Raw genomic sequence first — 18863 nt, forward strand, 5'->3', positions numbered from 1 at the left:
CTCGGTCCGCTCTCTTACTTGACGAAGTAGATGACGATGAACAGGACGATCCAGACGACGTCCACGAAGTGCCAGTAGTAGGACACGACGATCGAGGAGGTCATCTCCTTGCGTCCGAAGTTCTTCACCGCGTAGGCCCGGCCGATCACGAGGAGGAAGGCGATGAGCCCGCCCGTCACGTGCAGGGCGTGGAAGCCGGTGGTGATGTAGAACGCGGAGGCGTAGGAGTCGGCGCTGATCGGAAGGCCTTCGGCGACGAGGGTGGCGTACTCCCACACCTGGCCGGAGACAAAGACGGCTCCCATGATGAACGTGAGGAAGAACCACTCCACCATGCCCCACTGGCGGAACTGCCAGATCGAGCCCCGGCGGTACGGCTGGAAGCGCTCGGCGGCGAACACGCCGGCCTGGGCCGTGAAGGACGAGAGCACCAGGATCAGGGTGTTGACGGCGGCGAAGGGGATGTTCAGCAGCTCGGTGCGATCGGCCCACAGCTCCGGCGAGGCGTTGCGGAGGGTGAAGTAGATCGCGAACAGACCGGCGAAGAACATGACCTCGCTGCCCAGCCACACGATGGTGCCGACAGCGACCGGATCCGGCCGCTTGACGGAACGCAAGGCTTGGGAATAGGTCGCTGGAGTGGTTGTCACGGTCTCATTATGGCTGATTCGGCGGGTGGTTTCCGCATCACTGAAGGTGCGCCCGGCATTTCTCGCGCTCCTCCTTCCACTTTCGGAGGGGGTGAGAGCCGGATAGGCGCGCGCCGTGAAGGCGCCGGGAGAGTGCCGATAGGATCGGTGCTCATGGCGGAGCTCTACTCGTGGCCCGAGATCCTCACCAGCGTGCTGGCTCGACAGGACCTGAGCGTGTCGGAATCGACGTGGGCGATGCGCCGGGTGATGCGCGGCGAGGCGACGCCGTCGCAGCTCGCCGGCTTCCTGATCGGGCTGCGGGCCAAGGGCGAGACGGTCGATGAGATCGTCGGCTTCCGCGACGCCATCCTCGAAGCGGCGCTCCCGCTTCCGGTGCCCGCCGACGTGCTCGACATCGTCGGCACGGGCGGCGACCGCTTCGGCACCGTCAACGTGTCGACGATGTCGGCGATCGTGGCCGCGGCCAGCGGTATCCCCGTCGTCAAGCACGGGAACAAGGCCGCGAGCTCCGCGTCCGGGTCCTCCGATGTGCTCGCCGCGCTCGGCATCGACCTCTCGCTGAGCCCTGAACGCGTCGCCGAGGTGCTCGCCGAGGTCGGGATCACGTTCGCCTTCGCCTCCGCGTTCCACCCGGGCTTCCGTCATGCGGGTCCGACGCGGGCCGAGCTCGGCGTGCCCACCGTCTTCAACTTCCTCGGGCCGCTGTGCAACCCCGCCCGAGCCGAGGCCAACGCGGTCGGGGTCGCGCAGCTGGACCGCGTCCCGCTCATCACCGGGGTCTTCCAGACCCGTGGCGCGACCGCCCTGGTCTTCCGCGGCGACGACGGCCTGGATGAGCTCACCACCACCGGCCACAGCCGGGTCTGGGAGATCTCGCGCGGCGACATCCATGAGCACGACCTCGACCCGCGTGACATCGGCATCCCGCTGGCGGACATCTCCGATCTGCTGGGGGGCGACGCCGCGCACAATGCGGAGGTCGTGCGCCGCGTGCTCGCGGGGGATCCCGGACCCGTCCGCGACATCGTGCTTCTCAACGCCGCAGCCGGGATCGTGTCCTACGAGCTGTTCCGGGACGCCGCCCAGGTGCAGCTGCCCATCGTGGAGCGCCTGTCGGCGGCCAAGGACCGCGCCGCCGCGGCGATCGACTCGGGCTCCGCGGCAGCCACCCTCGACCGCTGGGTCGCTGCGACGGCGCGCTGAATCCCCACTTCCGGCAGGGGTTTTCCCCGGCGTGGGTGCCTGGCGGGGGCTCTGAGCCGGACGCTACGGTGATCACACCATCCGACATGCCCAGAGAGGAACGCCCCCATGTCTGAAGAAGCTGTCGTCACCGCCGACGCGGTCGAGCCGCCGCAGAAGAAGGTGGGCCTCGTCAAGGCCATCGGCGTCATCGGGATCCTCGGCGGCATCGCTCTGATCGTCGTCGGCGTCGTTGTGTGGGTGATGGTGTCGAGCCAGCTGCGCGCCGAGAACATCATCGTCCCCGACGACGCCATGGCCTTCCAGGGCCAGACGGTCGCGGGCCCGTTCACCGCCTTCGTGCAGGCGGACATCATCCAGCACCACGCGCTCGGCATCTCGGGCGGCAAGACCTACGCCGAGCTCGACCAGGACGACCCGGTGCGCGCCGTCATGATGAACGCCTCCTTCCTGCGCGCCTCGCTGTTCACCTCGGTCGTGTCGTTCGGGGTCGCAGCGTTCGCGATCGGGATCGGCATCCTGTCCATCCTGTTCGGCTGGGCGATCAGACGCCTCGCCTCCGTTCCGGTCGTCGTACGCCGCTCGGCTGTCGCCGGCTGATCCGACCGCGCGGGCTCGGGTAGGGTCGCGAGTCCGCCTCACGTTTCGGACGAAGGGACCCCGTGGAGCCCATCGACGCGCTCAACGAGATCGCCACGCTGCTCGAGCGGGAGCGCGCGTCGCGCTACCGCTCGAAGGCGTTCCGGGCCGCGGCTGCGGCGATCGACGGGCTCTCCCGCGAGCAGCTCGCCGATGCGGCCGCGCTTCGACGCCGCAAGGGCATCGGGGATTCGTCCTTCGCGGTCATCCAGGAGGCGCTCGCGGGTGAGGTGCCGCGATACCTGGCCGAGCTGCGGGGGAGCGAGCCAGCGCCGGTTCCGGCTCTCCGCGCACGACTGCGCGGAGACCTCCACAGCCATTCGGAGTGGTCGGACGGCCTGACCTCCATCGATCTGATGGTCGATGCGGCCCGCGCGCTCGGGCACGAGTATCTGGCCCTGACCGATCACTCGCCGCGGCTGAAGGTGGCCAGGGGGCTGTCGGCCGAGCGGCTGCGCGCACAGCTGGAGCTGATCCCGGCGTTCTCCGGTGAGGGCTTCACCCTGCTGAGCGGCATCGAGGTCGACATCCTCGACGACGGTTCGCTCGATCAGGAGACCGAGCTGCTCGCACAGCTCGACGTGGTGGTGGCCTCTGCGCACTCCAAGCTCCGCATGGATGCCGGTCCGATGACGCGGCGTCTCGTGGCGGCGGTGTCGCAGCCGCATGTCGACGTTCTGGGGCATGTCACCGGCAGGCTCGTGAGCGGCAGTCGCGGCCTGCGGCCGCAGTCCGCTTTCGACGCGCGTGCGGTGTTCGAGGCCTGCGCGGCGAACGGGGTGGCGGTGGAGATCAACTCGCGGCCCGAGCGGGAGGATCCGCCCGATGAGCTGATCACGCTCGCCCTCGACGCGGGCTGCCTCTTCTCCATCGATTCAGACGCCCACGCTCCCGGTCAGCTCGGGCTGCTCGACGAGGGCGCGGCGCGCGCGGAGCGCGCCGGCGTCCCCGCTGAGCGGATCGTCACCACGTGGCCGCTCGCCCTGCTGCGGGAGTGGACGTCCCGCGCACGTTGACAGGCGTCGGCGCGTGGTCGGCGGTGCACGGCGCCGGTGAAGCGATCAGGCGCGAGCGGTCAGGGCCGTCGCGGCGCGCTCGGCGGAGCTGCCGAGGTTCCACCGCTCGCTGAGCTCGGCGACGGCGCCGGGATCGGGAGCGACGATACGGCTGTCGGGGATTTCCAGCGGCAGGTTCCGCACGACCTCGACGACGGTCGGCGCGACGGCCAGGTAGTCCGCTGCGGCGAGCACCTTGGCCCGCACGCCGGCGCTCATGCCGTCGCCGCGCTCGGCGGCCGCGATGATGCCGGCGAGATCGCCGTGGGCGGCGAGCAGGGTGGCGGCGGTCTTCTCGCCCACGCCCGCGACGCCGGGCAGCCCGTCGGAGGCGTCGCCGCGCATGACGGCGAAATCGGCGTACTGGGTCGGCAGGATCCCGTACTTCGTGACGACCGCCGTGTCGGTGAGGACTTCGAGGTTGCTCATCCCGCGGCCGGTGTAGATCACACGGACGTTGCGCTCGTCGTCGATGAGCTGGAAGAGATCGCGGTCGCCGGTGACCACATCGACTGCCACGGGGGAGCCGGTGGCGAGCGTTCCGATGACGTCGTCGGCTTCGTGATCCGCGGCGCCGACGATGGGGATCCCGAGCGCGCCGAGCTCTTCGCGAATGATGGGGATCTGCGCCTCGAGGGGGTCGGGGACGACTTCGACGTCGGGGCCGGTCTCGACGAGCTCGGCGACGCGATGGGTCTTGTAGCTGGGGATGAGGTCGACGCGCCATTGCGGGCGCCAGTCGTCGTCCCAGCAGGCGATGAGGTGCGTCGGCTCGTAGGTGGCGACGAGTTTGGCGATCATGTCGAGGAGACCGCGTGCCGCGTTGACCGGGCGGCCGTCGGGGGCCTTCACGGTGTCCGGTACGCCGTAGAAAGCCCGGAAGTACAGTGAGGCAGTGTCGAGCAGCATCAGTCGGTCGGTCACGCTGTCATCCTGGCACGGACGGTCTGGCGAGCGAGGCGTCACCCGTGCGCAATCATCATGAAGACGAGCTCGGAGAAGCCGTAGGCATGGCCCCAGGCGACGAGCGCGGCGTCGATCACCGTGACGATCGCGTTGGCCCACATCGCCCGCCGCGATCGTCGCGCGGCTGCGAGAGCCGACAGGGCGACGTCGCCCACGAGCTTGACGGCGAGGAAAGCGTGCACGGGGATCAGGAGGAAGCTGATCAGAATCCCGATGGGTCCGGCGTAGGCGAGCGCCCACAGCAGCAAAGCCGTCGCGCTCAGCGAAGCCGACATGATCGTGAGCGCGGAGATCGCGCCCTGGCGAGTCTGGCGCGGCGCCGGTTCGGCGGTCAGCACCCGATGCCGTTCGGGTCTTCGTGACAGGTGCGCTCCACGAGTGCGGTCCGCGCCTCGAGGATCTCCACGGTGGTGGCCCCGGCGGGGACGGCGAGGAGGCCGTCGACGGGGATCCAGCCGGTGCCGAAGTCGACGTCCGCGGCGAAGTGCACGACGCTGGTGATGACGTACTCGCCGCGTTCCCGGTAGGTGTGGCTCGTGTCGGTCGCAGTGAACTGCGCGAGACCCAGCTGCCGCCACGTGAAGCCCCCGGTCGGGGATTCCCGCGTCGCTCCGTCGCCGTAGTCGAACGTGAACGACATCGGACGGAAGCGGACCGTCACGGGCATGTCGAACAGTTCTCCGGTGCGCGTGTGCGTGCGGGCGACCGTGACGACGTTGAGGGGGAGTCCGGCGACGCCCACACCGTCGGGCTCGGGGACCGGGGCCGCCAGCCGTGGCGCGAAGGACGCGACGTCGGTGAGCGTGGCCTCCTGGCGCATCACCACCTCGTAGGTGCTGCACCGGTTCAGCGCGTTCGTGCATTCCCGTCGACGAGGTTGGTCATCGGTCTCGCGAGCTGGGGACGACTCGCCAGTATCGCGCGCGCCTCCCTTTCGTGCGTCCAACTCGACCGTTCCGTCGCCCAAGATCGCGTCCGCGCACTGGCCAGCGACTCGCCGCGCGGCGCCACACGTCGAAGCGTCCAGCGGAAACGCGAGCGCCCAGCCGAGGGCGAGCTCTATCAGCATGAGGAATCGTTTGCCGAGGAGTTCGAGATGAGCACAGTGTCGGCGGCAATCTTGAACGCAACATCCAGGCCAACCACACGTCCGCGCGTGGTGGGGGTGACGTCCTGATTCTCATCGTTCAGCACGCGACTCTTGTGTACGTCGAGACACACAACCGCGTCCACAACCTCGTCGGAGGCGCTCCGGATACTGAATGATGCCACTCGTACGGTTCCCGTCAATCTGATACCCATCCTCTTGAACTCCTCGGCTGCCGCGACCTCTTCCTCTAGTGCGGCGTCAGCGAGGTAACTGGTTGGATCACTTCCAGTTCGCCCTGCATATTGATGGTTCAGCGCGTCGACGTAGGCGCGGTAGGTCGCCTCGGCGGCGGCGAAGGCTTCCGCCTCCGAAGCGAAGCCGGTCGCGGTCGGCAGGGGAGTCGGAGTCGGGTCCGGCGCGCAGCCGATCAACGCGACGGCGACGGCGGTGCACCAGAGCCCCGCCGTCGCCTTCGCCGCATGCCTTTCCCCCATGACCGTCACGGTAGTCAGGAGCTGCCGGCGCCTGCTGCGGTTATCCACAGGGCGAGCGGCGGTGGCGCCGTAGAGTCGGAGGGTGGCCGCCCGCTCCTCGTCGTTCTCCGGATCCGCCTTCGGCGCCCGCGCCCGGCGCACTCCTGCGGACGCCGACGCGTGCCCGTGCGGGGCGGGGCGCTTCGGCGACTGCTGCGGGCCGGTCCTCGGCGGTGCCCCGGCGCCGACGGCGCTCGCGCTCATGCGCTCGCGGTACACCGCGTTCGCGCTCGGGGCGCGCCGGCACCTGGAGGACACGTGGCACCCCTCGACCCGGCCGACCAGGCTCGACCTCGACGACGACCTGGAGTGGTCGTCGCTCACCATCGACGAGGTCGTCGGGGGAGAGCCCGGTGACCGGCGCGGCGTGGTCGCCTTCCGTGCGCGGTGGCGCGACGGACGATCCTCGGGGGAGCTCGCGGAGCGCAGCAGGTTCGTCTTCCAGCAGGGACGCTGGTGGTACGTGGACGGCGAGGTCGGCTAGGCGACCGCCCCTGCCACGGCGGCGGTCGTTCTGATACTCTGGAGTGTCACTCACCTGGCGGTTTCGCCATGCCTTCGTGACACGCAATCCCATCCACATCGCTGCGACCGTGGCATCCGCTCGTCCTCGGACGGATGCCGGGGCACCACGTCCCAGGCGCGCAGCCCGACACCCAACCCAACAAGGACAACCCACTACATGACTACCGCAACGACCGCCCCGGCCACCAAGCAGGTCGCCATCAACGACATCGGATCTGCTGAAGACTTCCTGGCCGCGGTCGAGAAGACCCTCAAGTTCTTCAACGACGGAGACCTCATCGAAGGCACCGTCGTGAAGATCGACCGCGACGAGGTCCTCCTCGACGTCGGATACAAGACCGAGGGCGTCATCCCCTCGCGCGAGCTCTCGATCAAGCACGACGTCGACCCGAACGAGGTCGTCAAGGTCGGCGACGAGGTCGAGGCCCTGGTCCTCCAGAAGGAGGACAAGGAAGGCCGCCTGATCCTGTCCAAGAAGCGCGCCCAGTACGAGCGCGCATGGGGCGACGTGGAGAAGATCAAGGAGAACGACGGTGTGGTCACCGGCTCCGTGATCGAGGTCGTCAAGGGTGGACTCATCGTCGACATCGGCCTCCGCGGCTTCCTGCCGGCCTCGCTCATCGAGCTGCGCCGCGTCCGCGACCTCACGCCGTACCTCGGCCAGGAGATCGAGGCGAAGATCCTCGAGCTCGACAAGAACCGCAACAACGTCGTTCTCTCGCGCCGCGCCCTGCTGGAGCAGACGCAGTCCGAGTCGCGCACCACGTTCCTCAACAACCTGCACAAGGGCCAGGTCCGCAAGGGCGTCGTCTCGTCGATCGTCAACTTCGGTGCGTTCGTCGACCTGGGCGGCGTGGACGGCCTCGTGCACGTCTCCGAGCTCTCGTGGAAGCACATCGAGCACGCGTCCGAGGTCGTCGAGGTCGGCCAGGAGGTCACCGTCGAGATCCTCGAGGTCGACCTGGACCGCGAGCGCGTCTCGCTGTCGCTGAAGGCGACGCAGGAGGACCCGTGGCAGGTCTTCGCCCGCACGCACGCGATCGGTCAGGTCGCTCCGGGCAAGGTCACCAAGCTCGTCCCGTTCGGCGCGTTCGTCCGCGTCGCGGACGGCATCGAGGGCCTCGTGCACATCTCGGAGCTGTCGGGCAAGCACGTCGAGCTCGCCGAGCAGGTCGTGTCGGTCGGCGAAGAGGTCTTCGTCAAGATCATCGACATCGATCTCGAGCGTCGCCGCATCTCGCTGTCGCTCAAGCAGGCCAACGAGTCGGTCGACCCCAACGGCACCGAGTTCGACCCGGCCCTGTACGGCATGGCGACCGAGTACGACGAGAACGGCGAGTACAAGTACCCCGAGGGCTTCGACCCCGAGTCGGGTGCCTGGCTCGAGGGCTTCGACGCTCAGCGCGAGAAGTGGGAGCAGGAGTACGCCGCTGCCCAGGGTCGCTGGGAGGCTCACAAGGCCGCTGTCGCCAAGGCCCTCGAGGCCGAGGCTGCGGCGCCGGCCGAGGCCGGTGGGTCGTCCTTCTCGTCCGACGTCTCGAGCGTCGGCGGCACGCTGGCCGACGACGAGGCCCTCGCCGCGCTGCGCGAGAAGCTCTCCGGCCGCTGATCTGATCAGCTGAGCCGAATCGCTCCGAAGGGGGCCGTGACCGTCAGGTCACGGCCCCCTTCCGCGTATGCGCGGGGATCCGGCTGTAACGTCTCTGTGTGACCATCCCTGGACCAGCGGCGGCACCGAGCCTCATCGGTCGCGGTCGCGACCGATCGCTCCTGCTGAACCAGGTCCTGCTCGGGGCGGTCGTGCTCCTGGCGGCTGTGCTGGTCGTGCTCTTCGACAAGGTCGCCGACGGCACGCTGCTCATGCTGGGGGTGGCGATCGTCTTCGTGGCGACCGGTGCCGCCTTCATCCTGCCGTGGAACACGTTTCCCGCGCTGGCGATCCTCATCCTGCCGCTCGTGGACATCGCCGCCATCACGCTCCTGCGGGCCGCGGCGCCGGAGGCCTCGCTGGGGCTGCTGTGGGCGTTCCCCGCGATCTGGATCGGATCAGCCTTTGGCGGCTGGGGAGCGGTGCTCGGCGTCACGCTCATCTCGGTCTCGTTCTGGAGTCTCGTCTGGACCGACCCGCAGCAGGAGATCGGTCCGACGACCTTCCTGTTCCCGGTCATGATCGCGGGCCTGGCGACGGTGGCCGCGCTCGCATCGAAGCGCACCCTCGCCCAGCGCGTGCTGCTGGACAAGCAGTCCCAGTACCTCCAGCGCTCGGTAGAGCGCGCACGCAGCCAGGAGGACCTGGTCACCGAGGTGCTGCAGGCGGTCGACTTCGGGGTGATCCGGCTCACCCCCGAGGGATCCCTCGTCGTGACCAACGAGGCTCACGGGCGTCTGCAGCGGGCGCGCGCCGACACCTCGCGCGCGTACGCGGCCGACGGCATCACCCCGATCGGCGACGAGGATCTCCCGCTGGCACGCGCCCGGCGCGGCGAGGAGTTCGAGAACGCCCTGGTGTGGCACGGGGATCCCGGAGAGGAGCGCCGGCGCGCGCTCAAGTCGACGGCGCGGCGGCTCTACGACAAGGACCTCTCCGACGCCGGCATGATCATCGTCACCCTCGACGTCACGGCCGAGGAGCTCGCTCTGCGCGCGCGCGAGGACCTCGTGGCATCCGTCTCCCACGAACTGCGCACGCCACTGACCTCGATCATGGGATACGTCGAGCTGGCCCTCGACGACCCGAACCTCTCCCCGGTCAGCCGGCGCAGCCTGGAGGTGGTGGAGCGGAACTCCAGCCGGCTGCTCGATCTCGTCGCCGATCTCCTGACGGCGTCGGCGGCGTCGCATCGCGGGGTCGAGCTGACGCTCCGACCCGAGCCCACGGATCTGTCCGTCGTCGTGGAGGCCGCGGTGGAGGCGGCGATGCCGCGGGCGGTCGAGCGCCGTGTGACGGTCGCGATCGACGCCGTGGAGAAGGTGCGCGCCCTCGCGGACCCGCTGCGGATGCGTCAGGTCATCGACAATCTGCTCTCCAACGCGATCAAGTACAACAATCCGGGCGGCCGTATCGACGTCGGGCTGACCAGCGATGGCACCCACGTCTGGCTGGCCGTCAGCGACAACGGGCCGGGGATCCCCGAGAGCGAGCTGCCCCGCCTGTTCGAGCGCTTCTTCCGCTCGGGACTGGTGCGCAACTCCACCACCCACGGCAGCGGGCTCGGGCTGGCCATCAGCCGCGAGATCGTCCGGGCGCACGGCGGGGAGATCACCGTGCGCACCACGCTCGACGAAGGAGCCACCTTCATCGTGCGGCTTCCGGCCACCTCGGCCAGAGAGGATGTCGGATCGTGATCGATCTGTTCACCGTGAACCTGATCGTGGCGCTGGTCACGATCACCTCCGGAGTGCTCTACCTGGTCGAGACGCTGCTCCGCCGGGAAGTCGGCGCCGGACGGGTGTGGGCGCTGGCGTTCCTGAGCGGCATGCTCACGGTCACCGCCTACCTCGTGTGGCAGGCCTCCGACGAGCCGTGGGTGGCGATCGCCATCGGCAACTCGGCCCTGGTGGCGACGGGAGGCTTCTTCTGGCTGGGGGCGCGCACCTTCAACGGCCGACGCATCCGCACCGCGGGGATCGTCGTCGCCGTGTCGGTCGGCATCGAGTTCCTCGCGACGCTTCTCCCCGGTCCCGATGCCGACGAGTGGGCGGGGTCGGTGACGATGTTCATCGGAGTCGCGTCCTTCGCCCTGCTGGCCGCCGTCGAGTCCCGCCGCGGCGCCATGGGGGCGCTCCTGAGCTCGATGGGCTTCACGATCGTGCTCGCACTCGTCGCGCTCTACTATTACGCCCGCGCCGTCGTGCTGGCGACGGAGGGTCCGCAGGGCGAGATCTTCACCACCTGGTTCTCATCGAGCATCACGGGACTCGTGTCGATCGTGCTCACGATCGTGGCCTTGACGACGGCGACGATGCTGCGCAGCGGCCGGGTCACGGTGCGGCACGACGGGGGACACTCGACCCTGCACGTGTCGCCGGACGGGATCCTCAGCGCCGCGTCGCTGAGCGCCGCGCTGCCGAGCGTGCTGTCGCGGGCGCGCGCGGCCGACGAGCTCTTCGGTGTCGTCGCGCTGCGCATCGACGATCTCTCCCAGATCGGTCTCGCGTTCGGCACGGGGGAGCAGGAGGCGATCTCCGAGCTCTGGCGCTCGGGCGTGCGGCGCTACGCGCCCACCTTCTCGCTCGTGGGGCCGGCCGACGACGACGCGATGCTCATCGCGTTCGAGCCCGTCTCACGTGCCGACGCCCCCCGGGTCGCGAGCCGCGTGCAGCGGCGGCTGCTCGACGACTTCGCCGCCCGAGGGAGCGCCGTCATCCCGGTCGTCGGCATCGGCGTCGCGTTGAGCGACGACCTGGGCTACGACCCGAAGACGCTGGTGGACGCTGCGCAGCGCGCGGCCAAGCGATCCTCGACCGACCCGGACGCGTCGGTGATCGTCGCCGAGTCGGACTCCGAGGAGGGGATGGGCCGCGTCAGAGGGTGAGGCGGTAGCCGATGCCGCGGATCGTCTCGATCCAGCGGGGCTGCGCGGCCGACTCGCCGAGCTTGCGGCGGAGGTTCGCGACGTGCACCTCGATCGCCCGGGTGTCGTGCTCGCTGACGAAGCCGATGCCGAGGTGGCTCTCGCCGCGGAGCATCAGCGCCAGCTCGTTCTTGCCGACGACGCGGCGACCGGCGCTGAGCAGATCGTGCAGGATGTCGAATTCGCTGCGCGTGAGGTCGAGCGTCTCCTCGTCCGCCACCGCGACGCGCATGTCGGGGTGGAGCCGGAGCCCCTTGTGCTCCAGCCATCCCGCCTCGTCCGGAGCGGGGGCGGGGATGTTCGGGACCGTCGCCTCGACGCCCGCCGGCAGGTCGGGAAGCCCGAAGGTGCGCGGGCGTCGCAGCATGGCCTCGATCCGCGCACGCAGCTCGCGCGGGCGGAAGGGCTTGGTGACGTAGTCGTCGGCGCCCGCCTGAAGGCCCTGCAGCGTGTCGATCTCGTCGGCGCGCGCGGTCAGCATGACGATGTACGTGCCGCTCACCGACCGGATCCGGCGCGCCGTCTCGAACCCGTCCATGCCGGGCAGGCTCACATCGAGCGTCGTCACGATCGGCTGGTGCGTCTTGATGAGGTCCAGCCCCTCGACGCCGTTGCCGGCGGAGAACACGCGGAAGCCCGCTTGATCGAGGACGTCGGTGACGAGAGCACGGATATCCGGATCGTCTTCGATCACGACGGCGACCTGTGAGTCCGGCAACGGGAATCCCTCCGACTGCCGGTCGGGCAACATGTTCACGTGACCGGCATCCGCGATGATATCCCAGAAGACGTGCCGGAACGGGACGGGGACGGGCTGTGTCGGGACGCTCATCCGCAGCTCACGGCGGTCGACGAGCGGTTCTCGACCACCTGGAAGTAGATCTGGCTCGAGCTTCCCCATCCCCAGTTCGTGGGCGTCTTCGCGGTCAGCGTCGGCAGCTGGGCGCAGGTCCAGCCGTTCGTGGGGATGGCCTGCCCGTTGCCGACGAGACCGGCCGTGCTCCACGAGAAGTTCGACGATGCGCCCGCGACGGCGAGGCTGATGGTGAACTGCACGTATCCGTTGCCGGCGTTGGTGTTGAAGCCGACGGTGTAGCCGCGCTGGCGGTTGGGAGCGGTGCCCCACTCGTCCGCCGTCACCGACGTGACCGTGCAGCGGCCGCCGTTCTTCACGCTGCCGTCGGCGTTCATCGCCGTGCAGCCGTAGCTGGTGGGTGCGGACCAGGTGCCGCCCGTGGCGACCGCCGACGCGAAGGACTTGTCGTTCCATGCGGCCTGCGTGTCCTGAACGGCACCGGCGGCGGCGCCCGCCCCGACGACGATCAGCAGTGCGGCGGCCACGGCGGCCACCCGCGCGCGCAGACGCACGCGGGTCACGACCCGACCTCCTGGCGGCGGGACCGGCGGCGGCCGGCGATGAGCAGCAGGGTCCCACCGGACGCGAGCGCCGCCCCCACGGCCATGCTCGCGACCGGCAGGGTGCCACCCGTGTTGGGGAGGGCGTCGGCGTCCCCCACGCCGGCGTCGATGAGCGTCAGCGATCCCCGCGCCGACGACTCGAGTGCGATCGCACCGTCGGCAGGCATGGTGAGCGTGACGATGAGGCGATAGCGACCGGCGGACAGCGTCTCGCCGGCCAGGGCGTCGACCGCGATGCAGCGGTCGGCGCACAGACGCGCGTCCCACCCGTCCGCGCTGGCGCCAGACCCGAAGTCGGCGGCCGCGACGGAGGCGTGACGCGGGATCTCGATCTCGCGCTCCATCGTCCGGGACTCGCCGGGGAGCACGACGCCGAGGTCGTAGGTGAGCGGCAGCGTCTGGGCCGAGGCGGCCGGACCGACCACGGCCACGGCGACCGCGGCGCCCACCACACCGGCCAGCGCGACCAGACGCGTGCGGAGGCCGATCATGGCAGCACCGGGTCCGCAGCCGGGCGGCGCGTGCGGCGCGCGGGAGCCGGCAGGAGGAGCGCGATCCCGAGGAGCGCGACGAGCCCGATCACCAGCGGAAGGGCGACAGCCGGCGTCGTGAGGCGCTGCACAGCGGTTCCCCACCCGCTGAGCTGCACCGCCGGCTGCCACACCTGGTCGCCGACGAAATAGTCGAGGGCGTCCGAGGCGGCGTTGTTGTCGCCCTTCAGCGAGATCTGGTACTCGCCGCCGCCGAGATCGACGATCTTCTCGATCCGATGCGTGACGAGGTTGTGCGTCAGGTCGGACGGAAGGCTCACCACGTCGCCGACCGACAGGTCGGCGGTGTCGACCGGCACATCGACGAGGAGGTCACCGGTCATGATTCCGGGCTCCATCGAGCCGGAGATCACGATCAGCGGCTTGATCATCCCGAGAGCCGTGGCGCCCCAGATCAGGGCGCAGGCCAGACCCACCGCAGCGAGGAGCCAGAGGGCGATGTCGGCGAGGCGGCGCAGGAGCTGCATCGTCTTCCTCCTTCTGGTCCGGGTGCTGCGGTGGGTCTGCGGTGAGTGCGAGGTGCGTGGGCGATTACGGCGCGACGGCGGTGCCGGCGACCGTGACGACGATCGTGCCCGACTTGCCCTGGTTGGACGCGGCCCAGGCGCTGTCGGTGGTCACCTTGAGCTGGAACTGGTCGCTCTCGGTCGCTCCGCCGGCGGGGGTGAGCGTCGTGGCGAGGCCCTCCACCGTGGTGCCCGGGTTGGCCGTGAAGGTCGAGGCGGGCGAGGTCGCCCAGGCGACCGACGAGGTCAGCGACGCGGCCGCGGTGCCGAGGTTCTTGACGTAGAGGTTGATGGTGCGGGTCTCGCCGGGCAGCAGGTTGGCCAGGCTCGAGGCCGGCACGACCAGCTGGATGGAGCCGCTGTTGTCCGACTCCTGCCAGGTGGTGCCGTTGAGCGAGCCCTGCAGGTTGAAGGTGGCGGCCTCGGCCTTGGCCGAGAAGAAGACGTTGTCGGTCCAGGCGGCGCTGGTGGCCGCGGCGCCGATGCCGCCGACGGCGAGGGCGGCGAGGGTGAAGGCCAGAACGGCGCGGCGCTTGCTCTTGCGCTCTTCGGGCTGAGTGGCGGTGGTGGTGATGTCCTGCGTGGTCATTTCGGGGGGCCTTTCAGGCTGTCCTGCCGGCTGCGGGCACGCCGGACCGGCCTCCCTCCCCGGCGCTTCGGGTGCGCCGGGGCGGGGGCAGATCGGGCTGTTCGGGCAGTCCGGACTGTGTTGATGTTCGAGTCGGGTTCGGGCCCTTCCCGGCGGGCTGCGATTCGGGTTCGTCGCCTGCATCACTGACGTTAGGGGGCCACCCTCAGGTTTGGCTCAAGTGCGCCTCAGCCGTCCCTTCGCCTTGTCAGAGCACATCATCAGCGAATCGTCATGGCATCCTCGTAGCCATGTCTCTCATCGCACTGACCGGCGGGATCGCCTCCGGAAAATCGACCATCGCGGCCCGGCTGGCCGAGCGGGGGGCGGTGGTCATCGACGCCGATGCGCTCGTGCGGGAGACCCAGCGCGCCGGATCGCCGGTGCTCGCGGCGATCGTCGGCGAGTTCGGTGAGCGGGTGCTGCGCAGTGACGGCGAGCTGGACCGTGCGGCGCTGGGCGCGATCGTGTTCGAGGATCCCGAGGCGCTCGCCCGGCTGAACGCGATCGTGCATCCGGCCGTCCGGGCCGAGTCGGCACGACGCTTCTCCGAGGTCTTCGCGTCGGATCCCGGCGCCGTCGTCGTGTACGACGTGCCGTTGCTCGTCGAGGCCCGGGTCGACGACCCCTGGGACCTCGTGGTGGTGGCCCATGCGCCGGCGGCCGTGCGATCGCGGCGACTCGTCGAGCTGCGGGGGATGAGCGAGACGGAGGCGCAGGCGCGGATCGCCGCGCAGGCATCGGACGATCGGCGCCTGGCGATCGCCGACGTCGTTATCGACACCGGCGGATCGCTCGAGGACACGATCGCGCAGACCGACCGCCTGTGGGAGAGGCTGCGGACGGAGTCGGCCGGGGGTGCCTCTCAGCCGACGGCCGGCTGATCGGCCGGGCCCGCGGTGCGCCCTCGCCGTCGGCGACGCAGCACCAGGAAGCCGGTGACCAGCAGGGCCACGAGCAGCACGCCGGCGAGCACCGGCAGGAAGATCGCGGAGAGGATGAGGGCGAGCGCCGACACGTCCTCGACGGTGGACACGACCGGCGCCGCCACGCCGGCGGTGGCGAGGTTCGCGATCGGGCGGATCGACGCCTTGAGCACGTGCACCAGGAGCGCGATCACGACGCCGACGGCGATCGGGACCCAGGCGTTGTCGACCAGCAGTGCGGCGGGGTCCTCCACGCGCACGGTCTCGCTGGTGGCCCCCGCGCCGAAGGCTATGCCGCCGGAGGCGGGTCGCACGACCGACTGGAGGATGTCGTTCACGGAGTCGACGGCCGGGACCTTGTCGGCCACGAACTCGACCACGAGGAGGACGCCGGTGATCCAGAGGGCGACATCGCTGGAGAGCCACGACCACGCGGCGGGAAGCTCGACGGCCGCCACGAAGCGGTCGGCGAGGCCCAGCAGGAACAGCGGCATCCAGGCGTTCAAGCCCGCGGCTGCCGCCAGTCCCGATCCGACGAGGAGTTCGACCACGATGCCAGGGTACGCGGCGGGGCCCGCGACACGGACGGGATACGGCGGCGCAATCCGCCGTTCACGTGGCCGGCGTACCGTTCGGAGCACGTGAGGGTGGAGGGGAGCGGGCCCATGGCGACGAGCAGCAGGAACGGTCGGATGTCGGACCCCGACGTCGAGTGGGACGACTTCGCGACCGGAGACTTCGAGTCGGGCGAGGACGAGGACGCCTGACGCTCGTCGCCCTCGGCGAACACCGGCCGCGGTGTCGGTGGCCCGGCATACGCTGGACTGATGCAGACCACGCGATCCGTCCGGCCCTTCGAGGTCGTCAGCGAGTACATGCCCAGCGGCGACCAGCCGCAGGCGATCGCCGATCTGGCCGCGCGCATCAACGCCGGTGAGACCGACGTCGTTCTGCTGGGAGCCACCGGCACGGGGAAGTCGGCGACCACCGCCTGGCTCATCGAGCAGGTGCAGCGGCCTACCCTGGTGCTCGCGCACAACAAGACGCTCGCGGCGCAGCTGGCCAACGAGTTCCGCGACCTCATGCCGAACAACGCGGTGGAGTACTTCGTCAGCTACTACGACTACTACCAGCCCGAGGCGTACGTGCCGCAGACGGACACGTTCATCGAGAAGGACTCCTCGATCAACGCCGAGGTCGAGCGGCTCCGCCACTCCACGACGAACTCCCTGCTGAGCAGGCGGGACGTCGTGGTCGTCTCCACCGTCTCGTGCATCTACGGTCTCGGCGCGCCCGAGGAGTACATGCGCGCCATGGTGGCGCTGCAGGTCGGCGAGCGCTACGACCGCGACGCCCTCATCCGCAAGTTCATCGCGATGCAGTACAACCGCAACGACGTGGACTTCTCCCGCGGCAACTTCCGCGTGCGCGGCGACACGATCGAGATCATCCCCGTGTACGAGGAGTACGCGGTGCGCATCGAGCTGTTCGGCGACGAGATCGAGGCGCTGTACATGCTCCACCCGCTCACGGGCGAAGTCGTGCAGAAGCTCGACAGCGTCCCGATCTTCCCCGCGTCACACTATGTCGCGGGGACCGACACCGTCCAGCGCGCGATCGGCACCATCGAGGCCGAGCTGGCCGACCGGCTCAAGGAGCTCGAGGGCCAGGGCAAGCTCCTCGAGGCCCAGCGCCTCCGGATGCGGACGACCTTCGACCTCGAGATGCTCCAGCAGCTCGGCTTCTGCTCCGGCATCGAGAACTACTCGCGGCACCTCGACGGCCGCGCGGCGGGAGAGCCGCCGCACACCCTGCTCGACTTCTTCCCCGACGACTTCCTGATGGTCATCGACGAGTCGCACGTCACCGTCCCCCAGATCGGGGCGATGTACGAGGGCGACGCCTCGCGCAAGCGCACCCTCGTGGATCACGGCTTCCGCCTGCCGAGCGCCCTCGACAACCGTCCCCTGCGCTTCGACGAGTTCAAGCAGCGCATCGGGCAGACCGTCTATCTGTCGGCGACGCCGGGGCGCTACGAGATGGGCATCGCCGACGGCGTGGTGGAGCAGATCATCCGCCCGACCGGGCTGGTCGACCCGCACATCGTGCTCAAGCCGTCCAAGGGCCAGATCGACGACCTGCTCGAGGAGATCCGCATCCGCGTCGAGCGGGATGAGCGGGTGCTCGTCACGACGCTGACGAAGAAGATGGCGGAGGAGCTCACCGACTTCCTGGGGGAGCACGGCGTGCGCGTCCGCTACCTGCACTCCGATGTGGACACCCTCCGACGAGTCGAGCTGCTGACCGAGCTCCGCTCCGGCGTCTACGACGTGCTGGTGGGCATCAACCTGCTGCGCGAGGGCCTCGACCTCCCCGAGGTGTCGCTCGTCGCGATCCTCGACGCCGACAAGGAGGGGTTCCTGCGATCGGGAACCTCGCTCATCCAGACCATCGGCCGTGCGGCGCGAAACGTGTCGGGTGAGGTCCACATGTACGCCGACAACATGACCGACTCCATGCGCGCGGCCATCGAGGAGACCGATCGCCGCCGCGAGAAGCAGATCGCGTACAACACGGAGCACGGCATCGATCCGCAGCCGCTGCGCAAGAAGATCGCGGACATCACCGACGTGCTGGCGCGGGAGGCCTCCGACACGCAGGAGCTGCTGTCGAAGAAGAACAAGTCGGGCAAGGGGAAGAGCCCGACCCCGCGACTGCGCCGTGAGGGGATCGCCGCGGAGGGCGCGAACCAGCTCGAGGCGACGATCGAGGACCTCTCCAACCAGATGCTCGCCGCGGCCGGCGAACTGAAGTTCGAGCTGGCGGCGCGCCTCCGCGATGAGGTCCAGGACCTCAAGAAGGAGCTGCGAGCGATGGAGCGCGCGGGCCACGCGTGACCGCGATCGCGTCGAGGAGGAGCCCGTGGAGCCGCGCATCAGCCTGATCACGCTGGGCGTCGACGACCTCGCCCGTTCGATCACGTTCTACCGGGCGATGGGGTGGACCCCGCATCCCTCGTCCGTCGACGGCGAGGTCGCGTTCTTCCAGAGCGGCGGGATGGTGCTCGCCCTCTGGTCCCGGGCGGCGCTGGCCGCCGACTCCGGAGTGGCGGACACCGGGGGATGGGGCGGCGTCACGCTCGCGCACAACGTGGACGCTCCCGACGACGTCGACGGCGTGCTCACGTCAGCCGAGGCAGCCGGAGCGCGGATCGCTCGTGTCGGGGCGCCGACTGCCTGGGGCGGCTACTCGGGGGTGTTCGTCGATCCCGACGGCCACCCGTGGGAGGTGGCGGTGAACCCCGCATGGCAGATCGGCGCCGACGGTTCCGTCACGCTGCCCTGAACGCGCGTCACGGACAGTGCATGAGCGGCTTCGGCCCGGACCGGTCGAACGTGTGCTGCGACATCGGCGCCCCGCACAGCGGACAAGCCCGCTCCGTGCGCTCGGGCTCCGGCTCGGTGTCGTACGGTCCGACCGACGCCGGCCCCGCGATGCGGATCAGGCGGCTGTTCAGGTACGCATACCACCCGCCCGCCTCGCGCACGCGGGTACGCAGCGGCTTCGCATCACTTCGTGTCATGATCATTAGTGT

The 18863-nt window shown here is 69.7% G+C and carries 22 protein-coding genes; 10 read left to right on the forward strand and 12 right to left on the reverse strand.

What is annotated here, in order from left to right; genetic code table 11:
- Nucleotides 1-14: 14 nt before the first annotated feature.
- Complete coding sequence (locus tag ACPWUT_RS05765; RefSeq protein WP_425841559.1) at nt 15-617, reverse strand: cytochrome c oxidase subunit 3; 603 nt, start codon at nt 615-617, stop codon at nt 15-17.
- A gap of 186 nt (nt 618-803) precedes the next feature.
- Here ACPWUT_RS05765 and trpD point away from each other — a divergent pair, with 186 nt between their 5' ends.
- The 3 genes from trpD to ACPWUT_RS05780 all read left to right on the forward strand — a co-directional run bounded on the left by trpD (nt 804) and on the right by ACPWUT_RS05780 (nt 3511).
- Nucleotides 804-1856 carry an anthranilate phosphoribosyltransferase gene (gene trpD, locus ACPWUT_RS05770; protein ID WP_284529526.1) on the forward strand — a complete coding sequence of 351 codons (1053 nt, stop codon included), beginning with the start codon at nt 804-806 and terminating at the stop codon, nt 1854-1856.
- 108 nt (nt 1857-1964) lie between these two features.
- Complete coding sequence (locus tag ACPWUT_RS05775) at nt 1965-2456, forward strand: aromatic ring-opening dioxygenase LigA (protein ID WP_284529528.1); 492 nt, start codon at nt 1965-1967, stop codon at nt 2454-2456.
- Nucleotides 2457-2518: 62 nt separating this feature from the next.
- Nucleotides 2519-3511 (forward strand): PHP domain-containing protein, encoded by a 993-nt coding sequence (locus ACPWUT_RS05780; RefSeq protein ID WP_425841563.1) that lies wholly within the window; start codon nt 2519-2521, stop codon nt 3509-3511.
- 45 nt (nt 3512-3556) lie between these two features.
- Here ACPWUT_RS05780 and ACPWUT_RS05785 read toward each other — a convergent pair whose 3' ends face one another.
- The 4 genes from ACPWUT_RS05785 to ACPWUT_RS05800 all read right to left on the reverse strand — a co-directional run bounded on the left by ACPWUT_RS05785 (nt 3557) and on the right by ACPWUT_RS05800 (nt 6100).
- A complete protein-coding gene (locus tag ACPWUT_RS05785) occupies nt 3557-4474 on the reverse strand; it encodes a 5'-3' exonuclease (protein ID WP_425841566.1) in 918 nt (305 codons plus the stop codon).
- Between the two features lie 38 nt (nt 4475-4512).
- The gene (locus tag ACPWUT_RS05790; RefSeq protein WP_425841569.1) at nt 4513-4854 is read right to left on the reverse strand and encodes a hypothetical protein; all 342 of its coding nucleotides are present in this window, start codon (nt 4852-4854) and stop codon (nt 4513-4515) included.
- Nucleotides 4848-5336 (reverse strand): hypothetical protein, encoded by a 489-nt coding sequence (locus ACPWUT_RS05795; protein ID WP_425841572.1) that lies wholly within the window; start codon nt 5334-5336, stop codon nt 4848-4850. Before ACPWUT_RS05795 ends, ACPWUT_RS05790 begins: the two co-directional genes overlap by 7 nt.
- A gap of 242 nt (nt 5337-5578) precedes the next feature.
- Nucleotides 5579-6100, reverse strand: coding sequence for a hypothetical protein (locus tag ACPWUT_RS05800; protein WP_425841575.1), 522 nt, complete (start codon nt 6098-6100; stop codon nt 5579-5581).
- A gap of 82 nt (nt 6101-6182) precedes the next feature.
- On the opposite strand from ACPWUT_RS05800, the gene ACPWUT_RS05805 reads away from it, so the two are divergent.
- The 4 genes from ACPWUT_RS05805 to ACPWUT_RS05820 all read left to right on the forward strand — a co-directional run bounded on the left by ACPWUT_RS05805 (nt 6183) and on the right by ACPWUT_RS05820 (nt 11199).
- Complete coding sequence (locus ACPWUT_RS05805; RefSeq protein WP_425841578.1) at nt 6183-6623, forward strand: YchJ family protein; 441 nt, start codon at nt 6183-6185, stop codon at nt 6621-6623.
- Nucleotides 6624-6821: 198 nt separating this feature from the next.
- Nucleotides 6822-8273, forward strand: coding sequence for a 30S ribosomal protein S1 (rpsA, locus tag ACPWUT_RS05810; protein WP_284529537.1), 1452 nt, complete (start codon nt 6822-6824; stop codon nt 8271-8273).
- A 98-nt stretch (nt 8274-8371) separates the two neighbouring features.
- Entirely contained in the window at nt 8372-10009 is a 1638-nt protein-coding gene (locus tag ACPWUT_RS05815) for a sensor histidine kinase (protein ID WP_425841581.1), read from the forward strand.
- Nucleotides 10006-11199 (forward strand): hypothetical protein, encoded by a 1194-nt coding sequence (locus tag ACPWUT_RS05820; RefSeq protein WP_284529539.1) that lies wholly within the window; start codon nt 10006-10008, stop codon nt 11197-11199. Before ACPWUT_RS05815 ends, ACPWUT_RS05820 begins: the two co-directional genes overlap by 4 nt.
- On the opposite strand, the gene ACPWUT_RS05825 is transcribed toward ACPWUT_RS05820, so the two are convergent.
- The 5 genes from ACPWUT_RS05825 to ACPWUT_RS05845 form a co-directional block, all read right to left on the reverse strand.
- Nucleotides 11189-11956 (reverse strand): response regulator transcription factor, encoded by a 768-nt coding sequence (locus ACPWUT_RS05825; protein ID WP_425841584.1) that lies wholly within the window; start codon nt 11954-11956, stop codon nt 11189-11191. The genes ACPWUT_RS05820 and ACPWUT_RS05825 overlap by 11 nt on opposite strands.
- Nucleotides 11957-12066: 110 nt before the next feature.
- Complete coding sequence (locus tag ACPWUT_RS05830; RefSeq protein WP_425841587.1) at nt 12067-12615, reverse strand: hypothetical protein; 549 nt, start codon at nt 12613-12615, stop codon at nt 12067-12069.
- The gene (locus tag ACPWUT_RS05835) at nt 12612-13148 is read right to left on the reverse strand and encodes an LPXTG cell wall anchor domain-containing protein (protein ID WP_284529541.1); all 537 of its coding nucleotides are present in this window, start codon (nt 13146-13148) and stop codon (nt 12612-12614) included. The genes ACPWUT_RS05830 and ACPWUT_RS05835 overlap by 4 nt, the downstream gene beginning before the upstream one ends.
- Complete coding sequence (locus ACPWUT_RS05840) at nt 13145-13675, reverse strand: signal peptidase I (protein WP_284529542.1); 531 nt, start codon at nt 13673-13675, stop codon at nt 13145-13147. Before ACPWUT_RS05840 ends, ACPWUT_RS05835 begins: the two co-directional genes overlap by 4 nt.
- A 64-nt stretch (nt 13676-13739) precedes the next feature.
- The gene (locus ACPWUT_RS05845) at nt 13740-14303 is read right to left on the reverse strand and encodes a hypothetical protein (protein WP_284529543.1); all 564 of its coding nucleotides are present in this window, start codon (nt 14301-14303) and stop codon (nt 13740-13742) included.
- A 290-nt stretch (nt 14304-14593) separates the two neighbouring features.
- Between ACPWUT_RS05845 and coaE the strand changes: the two genes are divergently transcribed.
- Nucleotides 14594-15226 carry a dephospho-CoA kinase gene (gene coaE, locus ACPWUT_RS05850; RefSeq protein ID WP_284529544.1) on the forward strand — a complete coding sequence of 211 codons (633 nt, stop codon included), beginning with the start codon at nt 14594-14596 and terminating at the stop codon, nt 15224-15226.
- Here coaE and ACPWUT_RS05855 read toward each other — a convergent pair.
- The gene (locus tag ACPWUT_RS05855) at nt 15208-15819 is read right to left on the reverse strand and encodes a DUF4126 domain-containing protein (RefSeq protein WP_284529545.1); all 612 of its coding nucleotides are present in this window, start codon (nt 15817-15819) and stop codon (nt 15208-15210) included. The genes coaE and ACPWUT_RS05855 overlap by 19 nt on opposite strands.
- Nucleotides 15820-16095: 276 nt before the next feature.
- On the opposite strand from ACPWUT_RS05855, the gene uvrB reads away from it, so the two are divergent.
- Together uvrB and ACPWUT_RS05865 are read left to right on the forward strand one after the other, a co-directional pair.
- Nucleotides 16096-18165, forward strand: a complete 2070-nt coding sequence (gene uvrB, locus ACPWUT_RS05860) for an excinuclease ABC subunit UvrB (RefSeq protein WP_284529546.1) — start codon at nt 16096-16098, stop codon at nt 18163-18165.
- 25 nt (nt 18166-18190) lie between these two features.
- Nucleotides 18191-18613, forward strand: a complete 423-nt coding sequence (locus tag ACPWUT_RS05865) for a VOC family protein (protein ID WP_284529547.1) — start codon at nt 18191-18193, stop codon at nt 18611-18613.
- Between the two features lie 7 nt (nt 18614-18620).
- On the opposite strand, the gene ACPWUT_RS05870 is transcribed toward ACPWUT_RS05865, so the two are convergent.
- Nucleotides 18621-18857, reverse strand: a complete 237-nt coding sequence (locus ACPWUT_RS05870; protein WP_284529548.1) for a hypothetical protein — start codon at nt 18855-18857, stop codon at nt 18621-18623.
- Nucleotides 18858-18863: the final 6 nt, after the last annotated feature.

This window comes from Microbacterium sp. PA5 (genome assembly GCF_049860775.1).
In the GTDB taxonomy this organism is placed as follows: Bacteria; Actinomycetota; Actinomycetes; order Actinomycetales; family Microbacteriaceae; genus Microbacterium.